Here is a 25,799-nt window from a genome sequence, read left to right as displayed (position 1 = left end):
AATGGCAGACGGCCTGCCGCAAGTCGTGCGGCGAGACGAACGGCAGTGCGTGACGCTGACGTTCAACGGCCGGGAACGGAGCGCGTATTGCGAGCCGCGCGATCTGCTGTCCGACTTCATTCGCCACGAACTGGGGGCGACTGGCACGCACGTAGGCTGCGAGCACGGCGTCTGCGGTGCGTGCACCGTTCACGTAGGCGGCGTTGCCGCGCGGTCCTGTCTGATGCTGGCCGTGCAGGCGCAAGGGCAGCGCATCGACACTGTCGAAGGTCTTGCGCCAGACATGGTGCTCGGCGATCTGCAGGAAGCGTTTCAACGCCATCACGCATTGCAATGCGGGTTTTGCACGGCGGGCATCCTGATGTCGTGCGCCGACTATCTGCAGCGCGTGCCCGATCCGAGCGAAGCGCAGGTGCGTGACATGCTGTCCGGCCACTTGTGCCGCTGTACCGGCTATACGCCGATCGTCGCGGCCGTGCTCGATGTGGCCGCGCGCCGTCGGCAACGCAACGTGACGGGCGACGCGCTGGAGGCGAGCCATGCTTGATCTCGGGCGTACATTTTTGCAAAGCGTCGAGCGCAGTCCGAACGCGTTGGCACTCGTGGACGGCGAGCTTTCGCTCACGTATGCGCAGTGGCACGACATCATCGTCGATGTGGCCGACGGTCTGCGCGGACTTGGCCTCGCGCACGGCGACCGCTTGCTTGTAGTGCTGCAAAACCGCTGGGAAATGGCGACGCTGCACTGGGCGTGTCAGTTTGCGGGCATTGTGATCGTGCCGTTGAACTGGCGGGCAAAACCCGAGGAGCTCGATTACTGCGTGAGCGACGCGGGCGCGAAGGCAATCGTCTACGAGCCGGTGTCGGCCGAGGCGGTGATGCAAAGTCCTGCAGCGCAACAGGTGCCGCGTATCGGACTCGACGTTGCGCCCGGGCGCAGCGCGGGCTTCGACAGCCTGCTCACAAAGGTTGCCGGCCGCGCGAACTCCGACGCGGATGCACATGCCGTCGCGGACGATTATTCGCTGATCCTCTATACGTCGGGTACGACGGGCAAGGCGAAGGGGGTGCCGCGGCGTCATCGGCAGGAACGCGCGGCAGCGCTCGCGCATGTGGCGCAAAACCTCTACCGTCATGGCGAATGCACGCTCGGCGTGATGCCGCTTTATCACACGATGGGCGTTCGCTCGCTTCTCGCCATGGCACTCGTGGACGGCACGTTCGTTTGCGCGCGTCGCTGGAATGCGGGTTTCGCGCTCGAGGCTATCGCGCGTCAGAAGGTCACGTGCCTCTATCTCGTGCCGACGCTGTATCACGATCTGCTTGGCGACCCTGCGTTCGCGTCGACGGATACGTCCACGGTGACGAAGCTCGGCTTCGCCGGCGCGCCGATGAACGATGGCTTGCTCAAACGGCTCTCGGCGGCGTTCGAACCGCAACTGTTCGTCAATCACTATGGCTCGTCCGAGGTCTACACATTCAGTATCGACCAGGACGCGACGAAAAAACCGGGCAGCGCGGGGCGCGCGGGCATCAACACACGTCTGCGGGTCGTGAAGCTCGAGGCCGGTACGCCCGACGATTTCGCGGACGTCGGCGAAGAAGGCCAGATCATCGTCGACCTGCTGGGCGACGAAGCGTTTGAAGGCTACTGGAACCGGCCGGACGCGAACGCGAAATCGTTGCGCGACGGCTGGTACTTCACGGGCGACACAGGCTATATCGACTGCGACGGCGATCTGTATGTGTCCGGCCGCGTCGACGACATGATCATCAGCGGCGGCGAGAACATTTCCCCGGTCGATATCGAGTCGGTGCTCTCGCTGCATCCGGCCGTGGACGACGTTGCGGTGGCCGGCGTGAAGGACGAACGCTGGGGCCAGCGCGTGGTGGCCTTCATCAAACGGCGTGAATACGTCGACGCCGAAACGCTCGATGCGTATTGCCGCACGTCGGACCTCGTCAACTTCAAGCGCCCGCGCGAATACGTGTTCGTGGACGACATACCGAAGTCGCCGGTCGGCAAGATTTTGCGCCGCAAGCTGTCCGCGGGCGAATACCTGACAGACGAGAGCAACGGCGAGAGCGATCGCCAGCGCGGCAACGAAACCATTCAGAAGCAAACCGAAATCAACAAGGAGTGATTCTCATGACCGAGCTTACCCACAGCGGCCAGAGCCTGCTGCAAGACCTCGACGGCTTTTCGATCGAGATCGACCCCGAACGCGAGCGCGCCGACATCGTTCTGCACCGGCCGCCGTTCAACGTGATTTCGATGCATGCGCGGGATCAGTTGCGCGCAGCCTTCGAGGCACTCGACGAAGACGAGCGCGTTCGCGTGATCGTGGTGCGCGCGAAGGGCGAGCATTTTTCGAGCGGCGGCGATATCAAGGGCTTCCTGGAAGCGTCCCCGGAACACGTGTCGAAGCTTGCCTGGAATATCGCGGCGCCGGCGCGCTGCTCGAAGCCGGTGATTGCCGCCAATCGTGGCTTCTGCTTCGGCGTGGGCTTCGAATTGTCGCTCGCCTGCGACTTCCGGATTGCGACCGACACCACTTTCTATGCGCTGCCTGAACAGAAGCTCGGACAGATTCCCGGCTCCGGCGGATCGGCGCGCTTGCAGCAAATGGTCGGCATAGGCCGCACCAAGGACATCGTGATGCGTTCGCGCCGCATTCCGGGCAAGCAGGCATACGAGTGGGGCATCGCGGTCGAGTGCGTGGCCGACGCGCAACTCGAAGCGGCCACCGATGCGCTCGTCGACGAACTGCGTGCGTTCTCGCCGCTCGCGCAGCGAACCGCGAAGAAACTGCTCAACGATACCGAGGACGCGCCGCTGTCCATCGCAATCGAACTCGAAGGACATTGTTATAGCCGCTTGCGCACGTCCGACGATTTCCGCGAAGGCGTCGAGGCGTTCCATGGCAAGCGCAAGCCGGTGTTTCGCGGCAGTTGAACAACCGCGGTGCCGTAGCACATAAAACGATTCAGGAGACACGCAGATGGAATACTTCGATTACGTGATTGTCGGTGGCGGATCAGCGGGGTGCGTGCTCGCGCAGCGCCTCTCCGCGGTGCCGTCGCTGCGCGTCGCGCTGATCGAAGCCGGTGCGGACACGCCGCCGGGCCGCGTGCCCCCGGAGATTCTCGACAGTTATCCACTGCCGGTGTTTTGCGGCGACACGTACATCTGGCCTGAATTGACGGCGCGAGCCACGCGCGATTCGGCGCCGCGAGTCTATGAACAGGGCCGCGTCATGGGCGGCGGCTCCAGCATCAATGTGCAGTCGGCCAATCGCGGTTTGCCGCGTGACTACGACGCGTGGGCGGCGAACGGCGCGAGCGGCTGGGGCTGGCAAGACGTGTTGCCGTATTTTCGCAAGCTCGAACGCGACGTCGATTTCCCGGACGGCGAGTTGCACGGCAAAGAAGGACCCGTGCCGATCAGGCGCATCATGCCCGCCGACTGGCCGCCTTTTTGCAACGCGTTCGCCACCGGCTTGCGCAAGAACGGTGTCGCGCCGCTGCACGATCAGAATACCGAATTCGGCGACGGCTTTTTTCCCGCCGCATTCTCGAATTTCGATGACCGCCGTGTGTCCACGGCAATCGCGTATCTAGACGAGTCCACGCGCAAGCGCTCCAATCTGCATATCCATGCCGATCTGCGAGTGGAGCGCATCGTGATGGAAGGGCGCGTGGCGCGCGGCGTGGTCGCGCTCGCACGCAACGGCGAGCGCGTTCGTTTCAACGCGAACGAAGTCGTGTTGTGCGCGGGTGCGCTGCAGTCGCCCGCGATGCTGATGCACGCAGGCATCGGCCCCAAGGAGGAGCTGAATGCACTCGGCATCGACTGTGTCATCGATCTGCCGGGCGTGGGACGTAATCTGCAGGATCATCCGTCGCTCACGTTCTGCCATTTTCTCGCGCCGCAATTGCGCATGCCGTTGTCGCGGCGACGCGCGAGCATGATGGCCGCACGTCTGAGTTCGGGCATTGCGGGCGGCGAAGCGTCGGACCTGTATCTGTCGAGTGCGACCCGCGCCGCCTGGCATGAACTTGGCAACCGGCTAGGCCTCTTCTTTCTCTGGTGCAACCGACCCCACTCGCGTGGCCGCGTGCAACTCGTTAGCGCCGATCCCGCAGCGCCGCCGCGCGTCGATCTGAATCTGCTCGACGACCCGCGCGATATCGCGCGGCTTGCCTGTGGCGTGCGGACGCTCGCGAAAATCGTCGCGGCCTCGGGGCTCGGAGAGAACTCCCGCGACTTCTTTCCCGCTGCGTTTTCCGCACGGGTAAAAGCGCTGAGCCGCGTCGGCGCGGGCAATGCGCTGCTGACGTCGCTGCTCGGCCGTCTGCTCGACGGCCCCGCGCCGCTGCGGCGCATGTTGATCGAACGCTTCTTCACGCGTGGTCAGCGGCTCGGGGATCTGCTCGCCGATCAGGCCGCGCTCGAGGATTTCATTCGCGCGAACGTGTTCGGTGTCTGGCATGCGAGCGGCACCTGCCGCATGGGCGACGCCAGCGATCCGGCGGCCGTCACCGATACGGCGGGCAGCGTGCGCGGCGCACAGGGCTTGCGGGTCGTGGACGCGTCGTTGATGCCGCGACTGCCGTCTGCGAATACCAACATCCCGACCATCATGATGGCTGAGAAGATCGCCGACGCAATACTCGCGCGGCGCCTTCCCGGGCATGCGGACATTGCGAGCCGCGCCGATTATCGCCACGCATTCCTCAAGGTTTCTTAACACCACCCAAGCACGCGAAAGAACGTGCGCCAAATCGCGGACGATCGAGAGACGTCCGCAGACAGTCAAGGAGATGACGATGTCCTTAGCAGCGCAAAATAGCGCCGCCTTGCCCGCGATAGATCAGCGGCAAGTGATGGGTGCAGTATTCGCCTCGTGCCTCGGTTGGGCACTGGATCTATTCGACCTGTTCGTGTTGCTGTTCGTCGCGCCAGTGGTCGGGCGGCTGTTCTTTCCATCCGATCACGCGATGCTGTCGCTCGCCGCGGTTTACGCGTCGTTTGCGGTGACGTTGCTGATGCGCCCGCTCGGTTCGGCCTGGTTCGGCTCGTATGCGGACCGCCACGGACGCAAGGGTGCGATGATCATCGCCGTGGTCGGCGTAGGCCTTTCCACTGCGGCATTCGGCGCACTGCCGACCGTCGCGCAGGTCGGTCTCGCTGCGCCGATCATCTTTCTCGTGCTGCGTCTCGTGCAGGGCGTGTTCGTGGGCGGCGTGGTGGCGTCGACTCATACGATCGGCACCGAATCCGTCGCACCGAAATATCGCGGCGCGGTATCGGGACTGATCGGCGGTGGCGGAGCAGGGCTCGGCGCGTTGCTCGCGTCGCTCACGTATCTCGCGATGTCCACGCTGTTTCCCGGCCAACTCTTTGAAGTCTGGGGCTGGCGCTGCATGTTCTTCACCGGCATCGTCAGTTCGGTGCTCGGGTTGTTCGTGTTCAGCAGCCTCGAAGAATCGCCGCTGTGGAAAAAGCTCGCGGCCGAAAAAGCAGCGAAGGCCGCGGCTGCCTCCACGTCGGCGGTGAAGGCGCCAGTCGAAGTGGTGCGCTCGCCGGTGCGCACGCTGTTTTCGCGCGACTACCGCTCGATCCTCTTGGTCAATCTGCTGCTGACGGTAGGCGGCGGCAGCGGTTATTACCTCACGTCGGGTTATCTGCCGACTTTCCTGAAAGTGGTGACCCACGCGCCGAACGGCGCCGCCGCGGCGATCCTGATGCTGTGCAGCGTAGCGGTGGTGATCGCATCGGTCGCCGCTGGACACCTGAGCACGTTTATCGGCCGCAAGACAGCGTTCGTGTGGCTCGGGCTGATTCGTCTCTTCGCGTTGCCCGCGCTGTTCCTGCTGTTGCCGGGCGCATCCAGCATCACGATGGTCGGCGTCTATGCGGTGATTCTCAGCGCGCTCGGCAGTGCCGGTTACGCGCCGATTCTGATCTTCCTGAACGAGCGCTTTCCCACCGCGATTCGCGCGACCGGAACCGGATTGTCGTGGAATATCGGCTTCGCTATCGGCGGGATGATGCCGACGGCGGTCTCGCTCGTCGCAAAAGATGCGAGCCAGTTGCCATTGACGCTCGCGATCTTTGTCGGCGCGATCAGCGTGATCTTTCTGATCGGCGCGTTCATCGTGCCGGAAACGCTCGGCAAGCTCGATCAGGGTGCGGTTCGCGAACCGGTATGAAGCACCGGCAGCACGTTAGCGTTTCGTTTGCTGCGAAGACCACGGCGCTCAGGCGAGCGCCGTGCCGGTCGTCACCCGGCGGATCTCTTCGGTGATGATGTCAATGAGCGCCAGCGCGGCCGGGCCGAGCGGGCGCTTCGGATGACTCACGAGGATAATGTGCCGCACGATGGGCGGCGAAGTGATTGCACGCACGCACAGCACCCCTTGATCGACTTTGCGCTGCACGACGACGCGCGGCAGGATCGTCGCCACGCTGCTTTGTTCGACGAACTGCACGATCGTGTTCAGCAGGTCGATCTCGAACTTCGGCTTGATTACCACATTGGCTGCGAGGAGCGCGGCGTCGAGCACGCCGCGCAAGCCGTTGCGCCGTGTGGGCAGCACCAGTTCCACGTCGGCGAGCGCGGCAAGCTCGAGTGTCGGCGGCAGCTGCGGACCGAGCGCGGCGCTCGTCACGAGCACCATCTCTTCGTCGAGCAGCGGCACGACGTCGAGTGTCAGGCGTCCGCGCGGCTTGTTGATGACGGCTGCGTCGAGCCGACCCGCTTCGACCGCGTCGATCAGTTGCGCGCTGAAGCCGTCCGCGACCGATACCTCGACTTGCGGGAACATCGCGTTGAATCTTGCGAGGGACTCCGGCAGCACGCTTTCCGCCTCCGACGACACCATGCCGAGCGCGACGCGGCCAGTGACGATCGCATCGCGCCGGCTCAACTGCTCACGCGCGCGCTCGATGTCGCGCATGATCGGCGTGTAGAGGCGATACATCTGGCGGGCGGCGTCGGTCGGCGTCATGCCGTGCGGCCCGCGTTCGAACAGCTTCTGATGCAGCTCGGCTTCCAGCTTCGAAATCTGCATGCTGAGCGCCGGCTGCACGATATTGAGCCGCTTGGCTGCCCGCGTGACCGAGCCGTCCTCGAAAAGTGCGATGAAGTACTGGATTTGCCTGAGGTCCATGAAGCGCGAGTGCCAGCCGGAAAAATATGCCTGAAATGTCGAGTGTAATCGCAAGCCGGTGCAAAGCTCGCGGCGGCGGCCCGGACAGCGTTGCAACGCCGTCACGAAGGTCTTACCGAGCGCTGCTACAATCTCGTCTTTCTCGATTGGTTGTGCGCTATGGGTTTCGAACAACTTGCTGAACTGAAGAAGCAACTGGCCGCGGCACGCGCCCAGTCTGCGCCTGCCGCAAAGGCCGAGGCCCGGTCCGGCGCAAAGGCCGAGGGCAGGTCCGACGCACGGCGCGATGCCAGGAATGACGGCAAGCCTGGTGCGAAGCCCGCCAAGCCTTCCAATGCGGCGCACTCCGCGAACTCCGGCACAGCGCCGGGCGCGAAGGCGGACCGGCGGCCTGGCGGCAAGCCGTCGCATCAGCGCCGTGGCGGCGGTCCCGGCGCTGGCGCCGGCGCGGCAAGGCCCGCAGCGGCGCCAGCGGCAGACGCCAAACCGGTCGATCCGGTGGTGAAGTCCATCGGGCGTCTGCAAAAGCGTTTCCCCAATGCGTTCCCGAAGAACCCGGCGCCGAAGCTACCGCTGAAGGTCGGCATCTTCGAAGACCTCGTGGTGCACGCGAAGGACCTGTCGCTGAGCGAAGCTGAACTGCGCGACGCGATCAAGACCTGGTGCCGTGGCAGCCGCTACTGGAAGTCGCTGGTCGAAGGCGCGGCCCGCGTGGATCTAACGGGCGCGGAGGCCGGCAAGGTCACGGCGCAGGAAGCAGCGGGCGCGCAACGTTTGCAGGCCCATCGCGCTGCGAAGAGCGCGAAGGCGGCGGCTGCGTCGGCCGATTCGCAGAAAGAAACGCCTGCCGCAGGTCCCGTCGATGCTGCCGCGCCGGTTCAGGAAGCCGCTGAGGACGCTCCGAAGGACGCTTCACTCGAAGCTTCACAGCCAGGCGACCAGGAGAATGCGCAACCCGGTTCTCCGGATGCGTCGCGTGACGACAAAGTTGCTGCGCAATCCGCCAACGGGTCGGAGACCACTCCGGCCGACCTGAAGCCTGAATGATGTAGAAGCGGCCACCTGAAATCGCACGGTGGCCGCTTATCACCGTGGCCACTTACTCAGTGCGCCGCAGCCGCAAGTCTCGCGCGCACGAATCCGACGTGTTCGCGCAGTACATAGAATGCGTCCGCATACGCTAACGGCATGCGCAGCCGATTCAGCGATTCCTCGATCTGGTCTAGTTCAGCGAAGAGCCGCTTGCGCTCCTCGTCGGTTGTCTGCGCGAGCGCGCCGCGCTCGATCGCAATCAGCGAACCGTAATAGCGGTAGATGCGCGAACGCACTCGCCACGCATAGAGCGCCGGGATCAGCCGCATCGCGGGAAACAGCAATACGGCCACCGGCAACAGCAACACGAGCGTGCGGTCGCCGATGCTCGCGAGCCAGAACGGCAGCGTCCGGTACAGAAAGCTCTTGCCCGTGCGGTAGTAGCGTTGCGCGTCTTCGCTGATCTGATACTCATGCGCGATCGGGCTTGGGAATTGGCCCGCACGCTGTAACAGGCCCGGCATGCCGTGCACTTCCTGCGCCGCTTCGATCAGCAGATCGGAGATTGCCGGATGCAGATCGGTCCGCGCCACCAGCTCGACCGTCGGGCTGATCAGATGCACCGTCTCAGGCGGGATTTTGTGCCGCAGATCGAGCACGCCTGGCGGCAGATCGATCTGATCCAGATACGGAAAGAGCCGCGTGTAGGCGCTGGCTTCGTCGAAATTCAGCACCGAAATGCCCGGCACGCGAAGCAGGCGCAGCATCAGCCCGCGCGTGGCGGAATCGCCGCTCAGGATAGCCGCGTCCACCTCGCCCTTGACGAGTTGCGTGGCCGCTTGCAGACCGTCGCTCGGCATGAGCGTTGTGTCGCCGCCGGGTTCGATGCCGTTTGCATCGAGCAGTTTGAGCGCGAGCAGCCGCGTGCCGCTGCCTTCGCGGCCCACCGCGATGCGTTTGCCTTCGAGTTGGGACAGCTGCGTCACGCCCGTGCCGCGATAAAACACGACCACGGGGACATAGAAGACACTGCCAAGCGACATCAGCGACGACGTATCGAGCCCGTCCGCCACGCCGCCCTGGACGAGCGCGAGGTCGACGTGCTGCTTCGGGTCGAGCAGGCGCTTCAGGTTCTGCACGGAGCCGTCGGACTCGAGCACCTTCAGCGTCACGCCGTTTTGCGCGAGGATCTTTTTATATTGATCGGCGGCGATGACAAACGAACTGTCGTGCGGGCCGGCGCTCAGCGTGATCGTCTTCGGCGGAGCGGGGTCGACGATCCACACGATCAGCGAAACCATGAGCAGGATCACCGCCGCCACGACGATATAAGGCAGCGTGTGGTCGCGCCACTCGGCGTGCGGAGCATCGCGAGGGAACTGCGGAGGACGATGCGGACGCTGCGCTTTCATAGGCGTTTCGTGCGATTGCCGGGATAGGGCATTGTCCACCGCAGCAGGCAGGGTTGTCGTCGGCAGTTTGCTCTATTGACGACGCGGTGCGACAGTTGCCGAATTTCCGCAAAAGTCCTTTAATCGGTCAGGTAGCCAATCGTTCCTCAAGCAGTGACTACGCTAGCAAGGAGACGATCGTGTTGTCTGCGGCATTGGATACTCTGGGTGCGTTAGCGGTGCTGTTGAGCATCGCCATGCATATCGTGCTCGGGCGCAAACGCTGAAGCCGCGCCGTCAGGCCGGCAAACCATCCCCTTACAGTCCGCTTGCCGTTCGTTCGGCGTTCGTTCGGCGATTGCTCGGCGTTTGTTCGGCGATTGTTCGGCTGTCCCGACGTATCTTTTCGCCGCGAGCCGCTTTATCCCCATGGTCGCCTTGCTTACATTGTGACCAGTGCCAGCGCCGCAGCAGTTCTGCTGAAACAGCGTGAATGCCGCGAATCGTCGCGGCAGCACTCAGGCGCTACTCCAACTCAAGGACATACGATCATGAGCAAGCTCGCAGGCAAGGTTGCAGTTGTAACGGGTGCATCGAAAGGTATTGGCGCGGCGATCGCAAAGAGTCTGGCCGCGCACGGCGCGTCGGTGGTGGTGAACTACGCGTCGAGCAAGGCCGGCGCCGACGACGTGGTCGCCGCCATCACCGCCGCTGGCGGCAAAGCGGTAGCGGTGGCAGGCGACGTGTCGAAAGCCGCGGATGCGAAAGGCATTGTCGACGCAGCGGTGGAGACGTATGGCCGCCTCGATATTCTCGTCAACAACTCCGGCGTGTACGGGTTCTCGACGATCGAAGAGATCACCGAAGAGCATTTCCATAAGCACTTCAATGTGAACGTTCTGGGTCTGCTGCTGGTCACGCAGGCAGCGGTCAAGCATCTGGGCGAAGGCGGCAGCATCGTCAACGTGAGTTCGGTTGTGAGCCGCATCACGCCGCCGGGAAGCGCTGTTTATACGGCGACGAAGGGCGCGGTGGACGGCATCACCGGCGTGCTTGCGAAAGAACTCGGGCCGCGCAAGATTCGCGTGAACTCGGTGAATCCGGGCATGGTTGCGACCGAAGGCACGCATAGCGCGGGCTTCATCGGTTCCGACCTGGAAACGTGGGCGGTGAGCACGACGCCGCTCGGCCGCATCGGTCAGCCGGACGACATCGCCGAGGTCGTCGCGTTCCTCGCCTCCGACGAAGCACGCTGGCTCACCGGCGAAAGCCTGATCGCAAGCGGCGGATCACGTTAAGAAAAACAGCGCGCGCTTTAACGTGGCGCGCGCCGTTGATTCGGACACCGATTCGAATGCGTCGTATAGATTGAATAGAAGCAGCACGAAGGAAAGCGGCGCAGAAGGTCGCTGAAAACGTCGCTAATGAAGCGCCGCTAATAAAACGCCGCTTGCCGCTGTCACACAGTCATTGCTTCGATGCCCGGCAACTGCACAGCAAACAACGCATCGAGCAGATTCGACCCCGGCCGCTCCGCGAGCCGCGTGAGCGATTCGATCATCCGCACCTGGCAATCGTCGAGCGGGATCATCCGGATACGCCGCGACTGGTTGAATTCCGCCCGGGCAATCACGCCGACGCCCATGCCCTGGGCCACCGCTTCTTCGAGCGCCTCGCGGCCGTCCACGTACATGACCGGCTCCACTTGCAGCGACTCGCGCACCAGTTCGATCTCCAGCAGTTGCTGCGTGACCGATTGCGGCTCGCGAAAGATCATCGGCTGCTGCACGAGTTCGCGATAGCTCAGCTTGCGTTTTTTCGCGACCGAATAGCGCACCGGCACCATGGCTACCAGCGGATCGCGCCGCAGCACGCGCGATTCGAGCCGGCTGTGCACCTGCGGCGCGGCGGTAATGGCCGCGTCCACCGCGCTCGACAGCACTCGCTGCATGCAGTCCGCCGCGTTGGCGATGGACAGCGTCACCACAATGCCCGGATGCAGCTTGCGAAACGCGCTGATTAGCGCGACTGCGAGATCCGGTGCGTCTGCCGCAAGCGACAGCGAACCTGACTCCAGCCCGCCGGCCGATTCGAGCAATTGTCGCGCGTCGCGCTCGCAACTGAGCATATGCCGCGTCACGCTGAAGAGGCGCAGCCCGAGTTCGGTGGTTTCGACACCGCGCGGTCCGCGCTCGAACAGTTTCACGCCGTAATCCTGCTCCAGTCTGCGCACGTGATCCGACACCGCCGGTTGCGAAAGCGACAGCGCCTGTGCCGCCCGTGAAAATCCGCCGTGTTCGGCCACCGCATGAAACGCCCGCAGTTGCGCGTATTGCACGTAAGCCTCCGTGGCATTGGAATGGGCTAGGTATAAGTATTTGCGATATGGGCATCGATTATATCGATTTTACCGATGCATGGCGTTTCGGTACTGTAGGCGCTATCCAAACCAGCAAGACTGGAGTTCCGGCATGGAAAGCGCGACTGGCAGTTCCCCGGCGAAAGCGCAAACAGGCGCCACAGGCGCGCCGTCACGGGGCAACCCCGCGATGGACCAACCGTCACAGGGTGAACCGTATCTGCTGACGCCAGGCCCGTTGACCACCGCTTTGTCGACGAAGCAGGCAATGCTGCGCGACTGGGGCTCGTGGGACGGCGATTTCCGCGCGATGACCGCTCACCTGCGCGGCCGGCTGCTCGACATCGCCGGCGACGAAGCCGGCGAATACGATTGCGTACCGTTGCAAGGCAGCGGCAGTTATTGCGTCGAAGCCATGCTGGGCAGCCTGGTTCCGCGCGACGGCCATGCACTCGTGCTGGCCAACGGCGCGTACGGCAAGCGCATTGCGACCACGCTGCGCTACCTCGGCCGCGCGCACACGGTGCTCGACAAGGGCGATTATTTGCCGCCGCGCGCCGCGGAAGTCGAACGCATGCTCGACGCGGACGCGAGCATTACGCATGTCGTCGCTGTGCACTGCGAAACGAGCTCGGGCATTCTCAATCCAATCGAGGAAATCGCCGCGGTCACGGCGGCCAAAGGCCGCAAGCTGCTGATCGACTCGATGAGCGCATTCGGCGCCGTGCCGCTCGACGTGCGCAACATTGCCTGCGAGGCGTTTGTGTCGTCGGCGAACAAGTGTATCGAGGGCGTGCCGGGCTTCGGTTTCGTGATCGCGCGCAAGAGCGCGCTAGAGGATGCGCGCGGACGCAGTCATTCGCTCGCGCTCGACGTGCACGATCAGTGGGACGTGATGAACCGCACGGGCCAGTGGCGCTTCACACCGCCGACTCATACGGTGGCCGCGTTTATCGAGGCGCTGCGTCTACATGAACTCGAAGGCGGGCAGCCGGCGCGTCTCGCGCGCTATGCGAACAATCGCGACGTGCTGGTCGCGGGCATGCACGAACTCGGCTTCGAGCCGCTTCTGAACGCGCGCTGGCGCTCGCCGATCATCGTGACGTTTTTCTCGCCGGCGCATCCTTCGTTCAGCTTCGAGCGGTTTTATGAATTGATGAAGCAGCAGGGTTTCATCATCTATCCGGGCAAGCTGACGGTGGTGGAGAGCTTTCGCATCGGCTGTATCGGGCAGGTCGACGAGCATGTGATGCGCCGCGTTGTAAGAGCGTGCGCAAGTTCTCTGCGAACGATGGGCGTCAATCACGCCGCGCCGCCCGCGGCTGCGCTCGAAGAGCGCAAGGTGCTCGCCGAAGCCGCCTGAACAACCTGCAGCGACCTGACCATAACCTGGCCGCAACGTAGTCCCACCAACGCGGCAATACGAAACGGAAGTCAATGAAACACGTTAAAGCAGTGATCTTCGACTGGGCCGGCACGGTGGTCGACTATGGTTCGCTTGCGCCGATGGGCGCGTTCGTCGAAACGTTCGAGCAGTTCGGCGTATCGATCACGATCGACGAAGCGCGCGGACCGATGGGCATGGCCAAGCGGCCGCACATCGCGGCGCTGATGGCGCTGCCACGCGTCTCGCGGGCATGGGCGGACAAGTATGGGCATGCGCCTCGCGAAGAGGATATCGACGCGGTCTACAACGTCTTCGTGCCGAAAAACATTGCGGTGGCCGCGAGCTATAGCTCGGTGATTCCGGGCGTTGCCGAAGTGGCGAGCGCATTGCGCCGCGACGACATCCGCATCGGCACGACGACCGGCTACACGCGCGAGATCATGGCGGAAATCGTGCCGGGCGCGGCGGCGCAGGGCTTTTCGCCGGACAGCATCGTCTGCACGGGCGACACGCCGGAAGGGCGACCGTCACCTTACATGATCTACAAGACGCTGCCGGAACTCGGCGTGTGGCGCGCGAAAGAGGCGATCAAGGTCGACGATACCGAGGTCGGCATCGAGGAAGGAATCAACGGCGGCACGTGGGCCGTTGGCGTGGCCGTGAGCGGCAACGCGTTCGGGATGGCCGAAGACGATGTGAAGGCGCTCGCGCCCGCTGACTTTGCGCGGCGCCGGGACGCGGCGGTCGAAAGATTGCGCGCTGCGGGCGCGCATTATGTGATCGACAGCGTCGCGGATCTGATGCCGGTCGTTCACGAGATCGACGCGCGGCTCGCGCGAGGCGAGCGGCCCTGAGCGCCGTTAGTTCGAGATCAGTTTCAGTCCCGCCGGCAACGACTCGCCGAACACGCGGCCTTCGTCGGCGTTATCCAGTTCGACGTTTTCACTGACCATTGTGATCCACGCGCGCGGCGCGCTCGCCGCCTCGAGTCTGCGCAGCACGGCGTGGCGCATCTCATCCGGCAGATCGCGCGAACGGTCGCCCGTCATGCGCGCAATCTGGACCGCGGCAAAGGCGGCCGGGTCCACCTTTTTCCAGTCGAGCGCGAGAATCGTATCGAGCCACTGACTCGCGACGTCGGCCGGCACGACGCTGTGCGCGCTGCCATAGAACGGCCGGCGCGCGCCGATGCGCCCGACCGCCCACCAGCCTTGATGATTCTCCGAAGGCTTCTGCAAACGCGCGAGCACCGATTCGCCGAGTTCGATCTTGCGCGCGACGGGAATGCGTTCGAGCGACGCGCTCAGGCGAAGCATATCGGCGGTGCCTGTTTTCGACACGTCGAACGGCAGCTTGTGACGCGATTGCGCGGCCGTTTGCAGATAGTGCATCGCATCCAGCACGCGCAGTTGCGCGCCTTCGTCGAGGCCGCCCGCGGCGCGGCGCCAGAGCGTCCACCATTCGGACCACACCTGGCTTTCCTGGACGTACTGAATGCCGTCGTCGAATAACGACCACAGTTGCTCGACGCACCATTCGTCGAGTGGATAGCCAAAGCCCGGGCGTACGCAGTAGCCGGCCAGATTGAGCCACAGCCGCTCGTGATCCGCCGAGCGGCGGCGCCTGCGCGCGCGTTCCCAAAGGGCACCGAACAGTTCACGCAGCAGCGCGCTGTTCCAGCTTTCCCGCGGGCCCAGCAACTGTTCGAGTTGCGAGCGCAAGCGCTTCACTTCCTTTTTGTCGACGTTTTGCGAGCGTGAACCGAAGCAGCGGTCGATCTGCTCGATAGCTTCGTCAAGCCGTGGATGCCGTGCCTGCGCGGGATCGTCGGAGAGATTCACCTGCGCGTCTTCGCGGCGCAGCTGGAATTCGAGCAGCCAGCGCTCGGCGGGATTGTCGCGGTCGATGCAGTGAACTTCGAGCGTGCCGACCTCGGTGAGCGACGTGGCGATCCGCACGGCGGTCTCGCGCGCGCTGCCGGCGCCGCGCGGCGGCACGATGGTCGCGATGGGCGGCAAGCGGACGAAGTCGGCGCCTGAGAGATCGGCCAGCTCGCCGGGCGCATAGACAGTGTCCGCACTCGACGACACGAGGTGAAAGCGCACCGGATGCCCGAGGCGCAGCGCGAACGTTCGCTCGGCGATCAGGATTTCGTGGCCTTCTTCGGTGCCGCGCGGCAGCAGACAGATACCGCGTTGCGCAGGCTGCGAATCCGGCTTGGCGCCGGCGGGTTCGTCGAGTACGAGGAAGTAGCTGCGCGGCGAGCCGCCGCCGATTTTGGGCGCGCCGCCCGCCCGCGCAAGGCTATAGGCGACCGCGCCGCGCGCGACGGCGACATCGGGATTGTCGTTATGCAGCACGTTAAGCGGCTCGCCGCGCCACGTGCCCAGCGTGGTCGCGAGGCGCTGCGTCAATGCGTGCGCACGGAACACTCCGCCGTTCAGCAGCAGGGTGTCGGGCACTGGGAGTGGCGGCGGCCCGCTGGCAATGGATGCGGGTTCGACGTCCGAGACACCCTGTGAGGCGGCAGCGGGGCCGGCGCCTGCATCGTTCTGAACCCGCCCCAAAGCCTTGCGCGACTGAGCCTCGAAGCGGCTCAGAAAAGCGGCGATATGGCGCGTGACGGCCGCATCGGTCGCATAGGGCAAACCGAACTCGACGATCGCGCCGCGTGGCCGACCCGGCCGCTCGTGCGACCCAACCACCGGAAAGAATCCGTCGACGATCACGCGCTCCACTTCATCGCGCGTGATCTGAGCCGTGCGCGCGCCGCCGACAAGCTTCGAGCCCGCGCCGAGCAGCGTGATGGACGCCGTGTCGGGCGCTTGCGGTCCCAGTAGTAGCTCTTTAGCACCGCGGCAACGCTCGACGAGTTGCGAGAGACTCGCTGCCGACAAACGTGTGCGCTCGCCGCCGCCCGCGAGGCGCGCTTCGACCAGATGCGCGAGCGCGAGGTCCATGTTGTCGCCGCCGAGCATCAGATGGTTGCCCACGCCAATGCGCGTGAGTTGCGGTTCGCCGTCCACCATGCCGACTTCGATCAGCGTGAGATCGGTGGTGCCGCCGCCCACGTCGCAGATCAACACGAGCCGCGTATGCGCGAGTTCTGCCCCGAGCCGTTCACGATGATGGAACAGCCAGTCGTAAAACGCCGCTTGCGGTTCTTCGAGCAGGCGCAGCGAAGGCAGGCCGGCCATGCGCGCCGCCTCTACGGTCAGCGCGCGGGCGCCTTCGTCGAACGAGGCCGGAACCGTGAGCACCACGTCCTGGCGTTCGAGCGGCGCGTCGGGAAAGCGTTGATTCCACGCCGCGCGCACGTGCGCCAGATAGCTCGCGCTGGCTTCGACCGGCGAGACCTTGTGGACGTCGTCGGCGGCGCCCCAAGGCAGGATTGGCGCAACGCGGTCGACCGATGCATGCGACAGCCAGCTTTTCGCGCTCGTGACGAGCCGCCCCGGAACCTGAGCGCCGAGCAGCCGCGCGAGCCGGCCGATTACGACGCGCTGCGCGTGGTCGCCATCGCTCGGCAGCTTGCCGGTGTTGTTCGCGTGTTGACTTGCGCTTCGACCCGCGCGCCCATCCGCATCTCGCGACGAAGCCGATTCGCCGTCGCTCCACGGCAATTGCAGATCGCCCGCGCTCAACTCGCCTTGCGCGGGGTGATACCGGACCGACGGCAGCAGCGGACGCGCGGCGACTTCGCCGGGACTCACAAGCTGTTCGATCTCGAACACGCGAATCTCGTCGGATCCGGCTTCTGCATAAGCCAGCACCGTGTTGCTCGTGCCGAGATCGATGCCGACGCTGTACCGCTTCATCTCACTCATGCATTCGCGTTGCCGCGCACGTCGAACTCGACTTTCCAGCGCTCGTCGGTGCCGCGCGGCACGGCTTCGAGTTCGAGCGTGCCGGCTTCCGTCACGCGCGCGTGCAGCTTGACCGGCACCACTTCACCGGCTGTGCGGCCCGCGGCGGGCAGCGTGGCCTGGATCTCCTCGAGTTCCTGCAACTCGTCGGGACCCCAGAAGTCGAGCAGCGTTCCAACCTGATCCTGACGACGCACCGACGACCCGAAGAACCGGAAGTGCACCGGCTCGCCGACGACGAGCCCGAACTCCTGCGCGGGCAGTTCGGCGTCGGTCCCTTCCTCCATGCCGAAGGGGGCGACGCACAGCGCCTGGATCGGCGGCTCCAGTCCTGGCACGGCTGGCATCGCCGACTCGATTGCGATGTAGTAAGCCCGCGCCGTGCCGCCGCGAATCCGCACGCCCTGACCGCGTCGCACGTAGCCGTAGTAGGCCGCGCCCCGCGCAACGGCCAGATCGAGATCGGCGCCTTCGAGGAGTCGCGCAGCCGCAGCGCCCTCAGCCGCGAGCCAGCCGTTGAGCGTGCCCATGATGCGTTCGACGAGCAGCGCCGACTTGAACACGCCGCCGTTGAACAGCACCGCCGTGGGATGCAGGAAGCTCGCGCTTTGCGCGGCGTCGTGCGATGCCGTCTCGCCCAGACCCTGGAGTTCCGCGAGCGCGCCGACCTGGCGGGCGAGGAACGCGGCCAGGTGCCGCGTGATGCCCGCGTCCTGCGCATACGGCAAACCGAGTTGCGTGAGACCGGCTCGGGCGCGGCTCACCGGCCGGGCGCCGCTGTCCACCTGCGGGAAAAAGCCGTCGAGAATGGTCTGCGTCAACTCCGCGCGCGTGAGCTCGGTGCGGATCGATCCGCCGATCAGCTTCGAGCCGCGGCTCGGCACGACGAGCGGCACCGTGTCCGCAGCCGGATCGCTCAGCAGCGTTTCCTTGGCCGAGCGGCATGCATAGGTGAGGGCGCGCAACTGCCACGCGTCGGCCTGAGTGCCCTGAGTTGCGAGTTTGCGGGCGACCACGTGCGCAAGCGCGAGGTCCATGTTGTCGCCGCCCAGCAGAATGTGTTCGCCGACCGCCACGCGATGCAGTTCGAGATTGCCGTCGCGCTCGATGACCGCGATCAGCGACAGGTCGGTGGTGCCACCGCCCACATCGACCACCAGAATAATGTCGCCGACCTTGACCTGCTTGCGCCACTGGCCGCCGCTCTTCTGAATCCAGCTATACAGCGCGGCCTGCGGTTCCTCGAGCAGCGTCATGCGGCCGTAGCCGGCGGCCTCGGCGGCTTCGGCGGTCAATTCGCGCGCGGCCGGGTCGAACGATGCGGGAATCGTGACCGTGATGTCCTGCTCGCGAAACGGCGCGTCGGGGTGCAGATGGTCCCAGGCTTCGCGCAAATGCGTCAGATACCGCACCGAGCTCTCGAGCGGCGACACGCGTGCGACTTCGGGCGGCGCATCGTTGGGCAGGATCGCCGCGCGGCGATCGACGCCTGGGTGGCACAGCCAGCTTTTCGCGCTCGACACGAGCCGGATCGGCGTGGCCGCGCCGCGGCTGCGCGCGAATTCGCCGACGGCGAACTGGCGCTCGCCGGTCCACGGCAGGTGCAGGTCGCCGGGAGCCAGTTCATCCGGGTGCGGCAGATACAGAAACGAGGGCAACAGATCGAGGTCGGCAATCGCGCCGGGCCCGGTCAGCTGGGCAATGGGCAGCACCGTCAGCGCGGTCTTCTCGCCGTCGCTTGCGCTCGTGTCCACATACGAGAGTGCGCAGTGCGTCGTGCCCAGGTCGATGCCGATGGAGTAGCGTGCGCCGCTCATAGCTCCACCTCGGCCGGCGCGATCACCTTCGCGTTGTGGCTTTCCGCGAGCTTCGGCAGACGCACTTCTTCGACGCGCCAGCCGCGATGGCTGATGTTGCCGCTAAACGGCGCCTTGCCGACGACGTTGCCGGTCAGGCGAATCGCGCTTGCGTCGAAACCTTCCTGAAGCGTGACGCGGCTGCCTTCGGCTTCGTCGCGCACCGGGCGGATCGTAAAGTGCTCGCGCAGCGTCGCGCGGCAACCTTCGTGGACGAGGCGTGCGGCGGCGCCGATATCGGCGTCGCTGAAACGCTTGATGTCTTCCTCGACGAAGTCGATGAAACGGGCGTCGCGTTGCAGCAGGCCGAGCAGTTGCAGCGCAGCGTCGGGGTTGGCTTCCTTCAGCGACGGCGCCGGCTGCGCAGCGGGCGCGCTCGCCTGCGCCCGTGTCGGGGCAGCCGTGTCGCCATCACGCACGCGCAGCACGCCGGCGGCGAATTCGCCGTCGCCGAGAATGCGGAAAAACGCGCTGACGGCCAGTGAAATCCTGCCGAGGAAGGACGGGTTCGAATCGGTCATAAATGCTCCTGAGATGCTCTGTTAAAGGACGAGCTGTCCCGAGTGCGCCACACGCGACGTGCCGGCATGGCCGTCGTCGCGCGATGTCTGGAAGGCGCGCCGCGCGGCGGCGGCCGGTGCGCAATGGCTTCCCGTCTCGCCGCGCTTTGCGCGCGCAAAACCCGTATTTTGCCTTGTGCGGCGCCCAACGCGGGCAAAGCCGGGGATTCTCGCGGGCAATGCAGCGAGATTGGCGGCTTTCCGGGGCGCGTTGGGGTGCCGCATGGCGCCTGCACTGAAGGCCCGTTTAGCGGGTATTTGCAAGGCGACGTGCAGACTTGGGTTCCCGGGATTCGATATGAGGCCCGGTGAGAGGCCACCGTTAGAGCCCATTGCGCCTCGGTGGGTTCTCCGCACGCTTCGGGTTCTCAAGCGGCAGGAGGCCCAAACTCCGCAACCACCTGGTCGATGAACGTGCGCAGCTTCGGCGTCACGCGGCTCGCCGGAAACACCACGTGCATGGGCCGCGGGTGCGCTTCATAGCCGTTCAGAAGGCGCACCAGACGGCCCGCCGCAAGGTCGTCCCGCACGGCAACTTCGGGCGCGAGCATGATCCCCGCGCCGTTGAGCGCGGCCGCGACCAGCGCTTTCACGTCGTTGGCCTCGAAGCGGCCTGCAACCGGCACGACGTGCTCACGCCCGGCATCGTCGATAAAACGCCATTCAGTGGCGGCCGGCATGCTCGTGAAGGCGAATGCGAGACACTCGTGCGCGGCGAGCGCCTCGGGCGTCACGGGCTCACCACGCTTCGCGAGATAAGCCGGCGATGCGCACGCGACCAGCCGGTACGGCATCAACGGCCGCGCGATCAGCGTCGAATCGGACAGCGTGCCGAGCCGGATCGCGGCCTCATACGCCTCGTCGATCAGATCGACGAAGCGGTCGGTCAGCGTCAACTCCACCCGCACGTCGGGATGCGCTTCCAGGTAACGGGTGATCATCGGGGCGAGGCAGCAGGCGCCGAACGTGACAGGCGCGGTGATCCGCAGGCGTCCGCGCGGCGAGGCCGACAATTCCTGCGCGACCGACTCCGCCGCTTGCGCATCCGCGAGCAGCGCCTTACAGCGTTCGTAAAAAATCTGGCCAATCTCGGTGAGACTCTGACGGCGCGTCGTGCGATTCAGCAGTCGCGCGCCGACGCGCTCTTCGAGCATGCCGACATGCTTGCCGGCCATCTGCGACGAGATGCCGAACGCGAGCGCGGCTGCCGCGAACGAGCCGCTCTCGGCGGTTTTGACGAACACAGCCATGCTGGTGAGCCGATCCATGCACACTCCCCACTGTTGATTTCGACACTCGTCATTATTTGCGCATTTATCACGCATGAGTTTTGAATCATAGTGCCTGTCACCGATGAGCGGGTGTTCACCGGAGCGATTCTCAGACATGCATGGAGTGTGGAACATGAAGATAGGCATTCTCGGCGCGGGCTTTCTCGGCCGCGCGCTGGCGACCGTCGCACAGCGTCACGGCCACGAAGTGATGATCGCCAACTCGCGCGATCCGAACACCTTGATCAGCACGGCCGCGGCGCTCGGCTGCGCGACGGGCACCGCACAGGAGGCGGCGAAGTTCGGCGACGTCGTCGTGGTGTCCGTGCCGTTCGGCCAGATCGGTCATCTGCCGGTTGCGGCACTCGACGGCAAGATCGTGATCGACACCTGCAATCACTATCCGGACCGCGACGGTCCGATCGAAGCACTGCAAAACGGTGTGACGACGACGAGCCAGATGCTCGCCGCCGCGTTGCCCGGCGCGAGAGTCGTGAAGGCGTTCAATGCGATTCTCGCGAAAGATCTCGAAACGGCCGGCACGGCGCCCGGCACGCCGAACCGCCGCGCGTTGCCGCTAGCCGCCGACGATCAGCAAGCGCGGCACGTGGTGAGCGAACTGGTCGATCAGTTCGGCTTCGATCCCGTCGATGCAGGCCCGCTCGCGGACAGCTGGCGCTTCGAGCGCGCCAAACCGGTGTACTGCATCGCGCACGACCGGGCGGGCATGGTCGCGGGCCTCGCGGCCGCCCGGCGAGATGTGGAATTGCCGCATGGGTCGTGGCGGCATTGATGTTCCGTGGAATCGATCAGCCAGGCTATGCCTGCAGCGGTGCAGGCACGACCCGATCCGCATGCTGCGTCACCTGATCGCCCAACCTTGCGGACGATCACGTGGCGCGCTGACCGCAGTTCATCCGCAAGCCGGCTTGGCCTTCTTGCACGCGTCCGCGAGTTGCGGCGGCGGGTCTTTCTTGAAGACCGTCTTGTAGGCTTCGAGCACCGTCGATTGAACCACCGGCAAAGACTGCACGCCGATCCATGCGGGCGGCGTCTGTCCGATCAGCGCTTTCATCATCGCCATGGCTTCGGCCACGCCCTGATCGTACGGACGCTGCGAGCCGGTCGCCTTCAGCGGTCCGCCCTTGGCGATCTCGATTGCCGACTGAAGACCCAGATCGACGGTGGTAACGGGAATGTTCACGCCTTGCGCGCGCATCGAAGTCAGTGTGTCGAGCGCCGGTTGATCCCACACGGCGAAGAGCCCCTTGACGTCCGGATTTCCGGTCAAAAAGTCGCCCGCAATCTGGCCGACCTTCGACGGGTCCGTGAAGTCGACCTGCTTGATCTTGATGTCCGGGCGGTTCTTCTTCATCCACTCGTTGACTGCCTTCGTGCGCTCCTTCGTGCTGAAGTAGTCGACGCCGAAATTGACGAGCCCGATGGTCGCGCCCTGCGGCACGCACGAGGCGAGCACTTTGGCCGCGATCTGGCCGTTGCCTTCGCTGTCGGCGGAAATCATCGACGCGTATTGCTCAGGATGCTTGAGCCCGGTCGGCACGTTGTCCATGAACACGAGCTTGATGCCGGCTGCGGAGACCTTCTTGTACGTCGCAGCGGTCGCGGTGCCGTCGACCGGAATCGAGATGATGCCGTCGGGATGACGCTGGATCGTGTTCTCGATATCCGCAATCTGCTTGTCGACCTGATACTCGGCCGACGCAGTGCCGATCACGTCGACGTCGTACTTTTTCAGCGTGTCGGTAATGCCTTGCACCTGCAGTTGCGACCAGTCGAGGTTCATCGTCTGCATCGAAATGCCGACCTTGAATTTGCCCGCTTTCACTTTGGCCGCCTCGGCGGCGGTGAGCTGGACGGCGTCGACCGAAGCGGCTTTCTCGCCGTTCGGTCCCTGGCCGACAATCGACTTCGGTCCGATCGATCCCGCTTGAAGACTGCTCACGCATTGCGCGCCGGCGCTGGCGCAAGCCAGTGCGGCGGCCAGTGCGGCGCTCACAGTCACGACGGCCGCCACTGACGAACTCACGCCACGTGCCGCCCGGCTTGTCGAGCCATGACAATGTTTCATGTTCTCCTCCGTTGGTCTTTACGTCTGTATTGAGTCGGGGTTAAGTCTCCTGCCGGTCGGGCAACCTCACGCGCGGTTCGCGCCGGGGTCCGCGTTTCACGAGTGATCGGCGTGCCTCGTCACTTCTTCGTAAATGCGACTGCTGCAACGATGATGATTCCCTTGATGACAAGCTGTAGCGACGAACTCACGCCCAGCAGCACGAGTCCGTTGTTCAGCGTGCCGATGATGAGACTGCCGAGCAGCGTGCCGAGCACGAAACCGCGTCCGCCGAACAGGCTGCATCCGCCGAGCGTGACGGAGGCGATCACGTCGAGCTCGAGTCCTTGCACCACGTCGGGCCGCGCCGCATGCGAGCGCGCGGACAACACCAGCGCCGCGAGTCCTGCCAGAACGCCTGTGAGAATGAACGCGAGGGTCGTCACGCGGCGGATGTCGATGCCCGAGTAGCGCGCGGCCGTCGGATTGCCGCCTGCCGCATAGACCTGGCGGCCAAACACGCTGTAATGCAGCAGCAGAATGCCTGCGATGACCGCGAGTACCGTCCAGATGATGGGCACCGGCACGCCCGCGATATCGCCTTCGCCGAAGATCGCGATGAACGAGTCGTTGGTGATGATGACCGGCTTCGTGGTCGTGACGAGCAGTGCAAGTCCGCGTGCGGCGCTCAACGAACCCAGCGTCACGAGAAAGGACGGAATGTTCAGGCGCGTGGTCACGAGTCCGTTGATCGCGCCGACGAGCGCGCCCGTGCCGATGCCGGCCACCGCACCGATCAACCAGTGATCGCCGATGTACGCCATCGCGAGCGCGGCGGACATGCCGGATAACGCGAGCGACGACCCGACCGACAAGTCGATCTGCCGCGCGATGATCACGAACGTCATGCCGATGGCGATGATCGACACCAGCGCGGTCTGCCGGCCGATGTTCAGGAAGTTGTCGATCGAGAGAAACCACGGCGACGCGAAACTGAACACCACCAGCAGCACGGCGAATGCGATATAGAGCGCGTACGGCCGATCGCCTTGCAGCAGCAGTTGCGCGATGCGTCGCGCGCGGCTGCGCGGCGCCGAAGCGGCCTGCCGTTCAGCCGTCAACGGCGAAGCGGAGTCGTTCATGTTGCGTGAGCCCCGTGGGGAGTCCCTTCGCGAGACTCGGTGGATGAGCGGGAAAGTTGCAGCAGGTGATGCAGCGCCTCGGCGTTCGCGAGCGAAGCGCGCGCGACGGTCTTGACGATGCGGCCGTCTGCGACGATCGAAATGCGGTCGCACAAGCGCAGTAGTTCATCCAGATCCGAGGACACGACGAGTACGCCCGTGCCGTCGCGCGCCGCCTGATGAATCACGTCGTAGATTTCCTCTCTCGCGCCGACGTCGACACCGACCGTCGGTTCGTCCAGCAGAAGGAGCCTCGGCCGCGGATGGTTCCATTTGGCGAAGACCACTTTCTGCTGATTGCCGCCCGACAGGAGCCTGACGGGCGTCGAAGCACCGGGCGCCTTGACGGAGAACGCCTGCATCGCGGTCTTTGCCTGCGATACCGCGGCCTGGCTGCGCAACCAGCCCCAGCGCGAAAACTGCGGCAGGCGCGGCAACGTGAGATTGCGTTCGATCGAATGATCGAGAACCAGCCCTTCAAGATGGCGGTCCTCGGGCACAAGGGCAACGCCGAGCCTGATCGCCTCGGCGGGCTTCAGTTGGGAACACGCTTTACCGTCGATCGCGATGGTGCCGCTCCCGATCGCGCGAAGCCCGAAGATCGTTTCCAGAATCTCGGTGCGTCCGCTGCCGATCAGCCCCGCGAGGCCGTGTATCTCGCCTTGTTCGACGTTCAGATCGACGTCTTGCAGACGGTCGTTACAGACGCAGGACATGTTCAGCGCCGGTGTAGTCGAAGCACTGGCCGCCGCTGAAGCTGGTAGAGAAGTTGCCGTGCCGGCCGGCCCACCGGTGCCTTCAACGGCGTTTGCCTTTGCCTGCAAAGCGGCATGCTTCGGCCCGACGATTGCCGCCACGAGGCGTTTCATGTCGGTTTCCGCGACCGGGAACATGCCGGCATTTGCGCCGTCGCGAAACACCGTGACACGCTGCGCGATACGGAACACTTCATTCAGCCGATGTGTGACATAGATCACGCCCACACCGCGCGCCGTGACCGTGCGAATCGCGTCGAAGAGAATCTGTTCCTCACCGCCGCTCAGCGCCGAAGTGGGTTCATCAAGAATCAGCACGCGCACGTCGCCCATCAGGGCTTTGCAGATTTCGGTCATCTGCCGGTACGCAAAGGGCAGGGCGCCGACCGGTGTGCGCGGATCGAGCGGAATGCCGTGTGACGTGAGAAACGCGCTGACCGTCGCCATCAACTGGCGATTTTTGACGAAGCCGAGGCGGGTGCGAGGTTCGCGCCCGAGCATGAGATTTGCGCCGACCGACAGCGATTCAACGAGGCTCAGGTCCTGATAGACGACTGCCACTCCAGCCTCACGCGACTGCGCGGGCGAGTCGAACACGACCTGCTCCCCGGCAATTTCAATGACGCCTTCGTCGTACGCATGGACGCCGCTGAGTATCTTGATCAGCGTGGATTTGCCCGCTCCGTTTTCGCCCAGCAGCGCGTGGACTTCTCCGGGCAGGACTTCGAGATCGACGCGGCGCAGTGCCTGTACGCCGCCAAACCGCTTGGTGACGCCGGCCACGCGGATCAATGGCGTGCGGGGCGATGAAGCGAGCGCGACCGGTTCACTCATCTGGCTTGTCTCCTTCGTCGGCGCAACGAAATTCTATTTGTGTCTGCCGCGATGCGCCCTAGG

At 64.7% G+C, this 25,799-nt stretch carries 20 protein-coding genes; 10 read left to right on the top strand and 10 right to left on the bottom strand.

All coding sequences use genetic code 11. The features are described from left to right. The first annotated feature begins 1 nt into the window (after position 1). The 5 genes from SB753_RS11215 (at position 2) to SB753_RS11195 (ending at position 6,216) form a co-directional block, all read left to right on the top strand. Positions 2–547, top strand: a complete 546-nt coding sequence (locus tag SB753_RS11215) for a (2Fe-2S)-binding protein (protein ID WP_088174380.1) — start codon at positions 2–4, stop codon at positions 545–547. Then, complete coding sequence (locus SB753_RS11210; RefSeq protein ID WP_410800208.1) at positions 540–2,144, top strand: AMP-binding protein; 1,605 nt, start codon at positions 540–542, stop codon at positions 2,142–2,144. Before SB753_RS11215 ends, SB753_RS11210 begins: the two co-directional genes overlap by 8 nt. Before the next feature lie 5 nt (positions 2,145–2,149). Then, positions 2,150–2,956 (top strand): enoyl-CoA hydratase/isomerase family protein, encoded by an 807-nt coding sequence (locus tag SB753_RS11205; RefSeq protein ID WP_410800207.1) that lies wholly within the window; start codon positions 2,150–2,152, stop codon positions 2,954–2,956. Between the two features lie 46 nt (positions 2,957–3,002). Continuing rightward, positions 3,003–4,751, top strand: coding sequence for a GMC family oxidoreductase (locus SB753_RS11200; RefSeq protein ID WP_410800206.1), 1,749 nt, complete (start codon positions 3,003–3,005; stop codon positions 4,749–4,751). Positions 4,752–4,830: 79 nt separating this feature from the next. Then, positions 4,831–6,216: an MFS transporter gene (locus SB753_RS11195; RefSeq protein ID WP_087754564.1), complete on the top strand. Its 1,386-nt coding sequence runs from the start codon at positions 4,831–4,833 to the stop codon at positions 6,214–6,216. 48 nt (positions 6,217–6,264) lie between these two features. Here the strand turns inward: SB753_RS11195 and SB753_RS11190 are convergent, their stop codons facing one another. Further along, a complete protein-coding gene (locus SB753_RS11190) occupies positions 6,265–7,176 on the bottom strand; it encodes a LysR family transcriptional regulator (protein WP_027804331.1) in 912 nt (303 codons plus the stop codon). Between the two features lie 159 nt (positions 7,177–7,335). Between SB753_RS11190 and SB753_RS11185 the strand changes: the two genes are divergently transcribed. Then, positions 7,336–8,223 carry a ProQ/FinO family protein gene (locus SB753_RS11185; RefSeq protein WP_410800205.1) on the top strand — a complete coding sequence of 296 codons (888 nt, stop codon included), beginning with the start codon at positions 7,336–7,338 and terminating at the stop codon, positions 8,221–8,223. A gap of 56 nt (positions 8,224–8,279) precedes the next feature. Here the strand turns inward: SB753_RS11185 and SB753_RS11180 are convergent, their stop codons facing one another. Further along, entirely contained in the window at positions 8,280–9,620 is a 1,341-nt protein-coding gene (locus tag SB753_RS11180) for a TAXI family TRAP transporter solute-binding subunit (protein WP_392393297.1), read from the bottom strand. A 530-nt stretch (positions 9,621–10,150) separates the two neighbouring features. Here SB753_RS11180 and SB753_RS11175 point away from each other — a divergent pair. Further along, positions 10,151–10,897, top strand: a complete 747-nt coding sequence (locus SB753_RS11175; RefSeq protein ID WP_087754567.1) for a glucose 1-dehydrogenase — start codon at positions 10,151–10,153, stop codon at positions 10,895–10,897. A gap of 161 nt (positions 10,898–11,058) precedes the next feature. On the opposite strand, the gene SB753_RS11170 is transcribed toward SB753_RS11175, so the two are convergent. Then, complete coding sequence (locus SB753_RS11170) at positions 11,059–11,937, bottom strand: LysR substrate-binding domain-containing protein (RefSeq protein ID WP_410800204.1); 879 nt, start codon at positions 11,935–11,937, stop codon at positions 11,059–11,061. A gap of 133 nt (positions 11,938–12,070) precedes the next feature. On the opposite strand from SB753_RS11170, the gene SB753_RS11165 reads away from it, so the two are divergent. After that, on the top strand, positions 12,071–13,321 hold the full coding sequence (locus SB753_RS11165; protein ID WP_410800203.1) for a 2-aminoethylphosphonate--pyruvate transaminase: 1,251 nt from the start codon (positions 12,071–12,073) through the stop codon (positions 13,319–13,321). Between the two features lie 74 nt (positions 13,322–13,395). Continuing rightward, positions 13,396–14,199 carry a phosphonoacetaldehyde hydrolase gene (phnX, locus tag SB753_RS11160; RefSeq protein ID WP_310065121.1) on the top strand — a complete coding sequence of 268 codons (804 nt, stop codon included), beginning with the start codon at positions 13,396–13,398 and terminating at the stop codon, positions 14,197–14,199. Positions 14,200–14,205: 6 nt separating this feature from the next. Here phnX and SB753_RS11155 read toward each other — a convergent pair whose 3' ends face one another. From SB753_RS11155 to SB753_RS11140, 4 genes are all read right to left on the bottom strand, one after another. After that, positions 14,206–17,172 carry an Hsp70 family protein gene (locus SB753_RS11155; protein WP_410800202.1) on the bottom strand — a complete coding sequence of 989 codons (2,967 nt, stop codon included), beginning with the start codon at positions 17,170–17,172 and terminating at the stop codon, positions 14,206–14,208. Then, positions 17,169–19,028, bottom strand: a complete 1,860-nt coding sequence (locus SB753_RS11150) for an Hsp70 family protein (protein WP_410800201.1) — start codon at positions 19,026–19,028, stop codon at positions 17,169–17,171. Before SB753_RS11150 ends, SB753_RS11155 begins: the two co-directional genes overlap by 4 nt. Then, positions 19,025–19,588, bottom strand: a complete 564-nt coding sequence (locus tag SB753_RS11145; protein WP_110405572.1) for a DUF2760 domain-containing protein — start codon at positions 19,586–19,588, stop codon at positions 19,025–19,027. Before SB753_RS11145 ends, SB753_RS11150 begins: the two co-directional genes overlap by 4 nt. 407 nt (positions 19,589–19,995) lie before the next feature. After that, positions 19,996–20,895 (bottom strand): LysR family transcriptional regulator, encoded by a 900-nt coding sequence (locus SB753_RS11140; protein ID WP_410800200.1) that lies wholly within the window; start codon positions 20,893–20,895, stop codon positions 19,996–19,998. Between the two features lie 85 nt (positions 20,896–20,980). Between SB753_RS11140 and SB753_RS11135 the strand changes: the two genes are divergently transcribed. After that, positions 20,981–21,691 carry an NADPH-dependent F420 reductase gene (locus SB753_RS11135; protein WP_410800199.1) on the top strand — a complete coding sequence of 237 codons (711 nt, stop codon included), beginning with the start codon at positions 20,981–20,983 and terminating at the stop codon, positions 21,689–21,691. A 120-nt stretch (positions 21,692–21,811) separates the two neighbouring features. Here SB753_RS11135 and SB753_RS11130 read toward each other — a convergent pair whose 3' ends face one another. The 3 genes from SB753_RS11130 to SB753_RS11120 all read right to left on the bottom strand — a co-directional run bounded on the left by SB753_RS11130 (position 21,812) and on the right by SB753_RS11120 (position 25,736). Further along, on the bottom strand, positions 21,812–22,987 hold the full coding sequence (locus SB753_RS11130; RefSeq protein ID WP_020066141.1) for a substrate-binding domain-containing protein: 1,176 nt from the start codon (positions 22,985–22,987) through the stop codon (positions 21,812–21,814). A gap of 119 nt (positions 22,988–23,106) precedes the next feature. Next, positions 23,107–24,108, bottom strand: a complete 1,002-nt coding sequence (locus SB753_RS11125; RefSeq protein ID WP_088174391.1) for an ABC transporter permease — start codon at positions 24,106–24,108, stop codon at positions 23,107–23,109. Beyond that, positions 24,105–25,736, bottom strand: a complete 1,632-nt coding sequence (locus SB753_RS11120; RefSeq protein WP_410800198.1) for a sugar ABC transporter ATP-binding protein — start codon at positions 25,734–25,736, stop codon at positions 24,105–24,107. The genes SB753_RS11125 and SB753_RS11120 overlap by 4 nt, the downstream gene beginning before the upstream one ends. Positions 25,737–25,799: the final 63 nt, after the last annotated feature.

Origin of the sequence: Paraburkholderia sp. SIMBA_053, from assembly GCF_046534895.1 — a bacterium.
Classification (GTDB): domain Bacteria; phylum Pseudomonadota; class Gammaproteobacteria; order Burkholderiales; family Burkholderiaceae; genus Paraburkholderia; species Paraburkholderia caledonica.
Note: the sequence above shows the minus strand (reverse complement) of the source record. Positions and strands in the feature narration are given on the sequence as shown.

Excerpts from the sequence above, each read along its gene's own strand:
- SB753_RS11125 (WP_088174391.1), bottom strand. The coding sequence starts at position 24,108 with ATGAACGACTCCGCTTCGCCGTTGACGGCTGAACGGCAGGCCGCTTCG.
- SB753_RS11190 (WP_027804331.1), bottom strand. The coding sequence starts at position 7,176 with ATGGACCTCAGGCAAATCCAGTACTTCATCGCACTTTTCGAGGACGGC.
- SB753_RS11185 (WP_410800205.1), top strand. The coding sequence starts at position 7,336 with ATGGGTTTCGAACAACTTGCTGAACTGAAGAAGCAACTGGCCGCGGCA.
- SB753_RS11130 (WP_020066141.1), bottom strand. The coding sequence starts at position 22,987 with ATGAAACATTGTCATGGCTCGACAAGCCGGGCGGCACGTGGCGTGAGT.
- SB753_RS11145 (WP_110405572.1), bottom strand. The coding sequence starts at position 19,588 with ATGACCGATTCGAACCCGTCCTTCCTCGGCAGGATTTCACTGGCCGTC.
- SB753_RS11215 (WP_088174380.1), top strand. The coding sequence starts at position 2 with ATGGCAGACGGCCTGCCGCAAGTCGTGCGGCGAGACGAACGGCAGTGC.
- SB753_RS11200 (WP_410800206.1), top strand. The coding sequence starts at position 3,003 with ATGGAATACTTCGATTACGTGATTGTCGGTGGCGGATCAGCGGGGTGC.
- SB753_RS11135 (WP_410800199.1), top strand. The coding sequence starts at position 20,981 with ATGAGCGGGTGTTCACCGGAGCGATTCTCAGACATGCATGGAGTGTGG.
- SB753_RS11175 (WP_087754567.1), top strand. The coding sequence starts at position 10,151 with ATGAGCAAGCTCGCAGGCAAGGTTGCAGTTGTAACGGGTGCATCGAAA.
- SB753_RS11155 (WP_410800202.1), bottom strand. The coding sequence starts at position 17,172 with ATGAGTGAGATGAAGCGGTACAGCGTCGGCATCGATCTCGGCACGAGC.
- SB753_RS11120 (WP_410800198.1), bottom strand. The coding sequence starts at position 25,736 with ATGAGTGAACCGGTCGCGCTCGCTTCATCGCCCCGCACGCCATTGATC.
- SB753_RS11165 (WP_410800203.1), top strand. The coding sequence starts at position 12,071 with ATGGAAAGCGCGACTGGCAGTTCCCCGGCGAAAGCGCAAACAGGCGCC.
- SB753_RS11210 (WP_410800208.1), top strand. The coding sequence starts at position 540 with ATGCTTGATCTCGGGCGTACATTTTTGCAAAGCGTCGAGCGCAGTCCG.
- SB753_RS11150 (WP_410800201.1), bottom strand. The coding sequence starts at position 19,028 with ATGAGCGGCGCACGCTACTCCATCGGCATCGACCTGGGCACGACGCAC.
- SB753_RS11205 (WP_410800207.1), top strand. The coding sequence starts at position 2,150 with ATGACCGAGCTTACCCACAGCGGCCAGAGCCTGCTGCAAGACCTCGAC.
- phnX (WP_310065121.1), top strand. The coding sequence starts at position 13,396 with ATGAAACACGTTAAAGCAGTGATCTTCGACTGGGCCGGCACGGTGGTC.
- SB753_RS11180 (WP_392393297.1), bottom strand. The coding sequence starts at position 9,620 with ATGAAAGCGCAGCGTCCGCATCGTCCTCCGCAGTTCCCTCGCGATGCT.
- SB753_RS11140 (WP_410800200.1), bottom strand. The coding sequence starts at position 20,895 with ATGGATCGGCTCACCAGCATGGCTGTGTTCGTCAAAACCGCCGAGAGC.
- SB753_RS11195 (WP_087754564.1), top strand. The coding sequence starts at position 4,831 with ATGTCCTTAGCAGCGCAAAATAGCGCCGCCTTGCCCGCGATAGATCAG.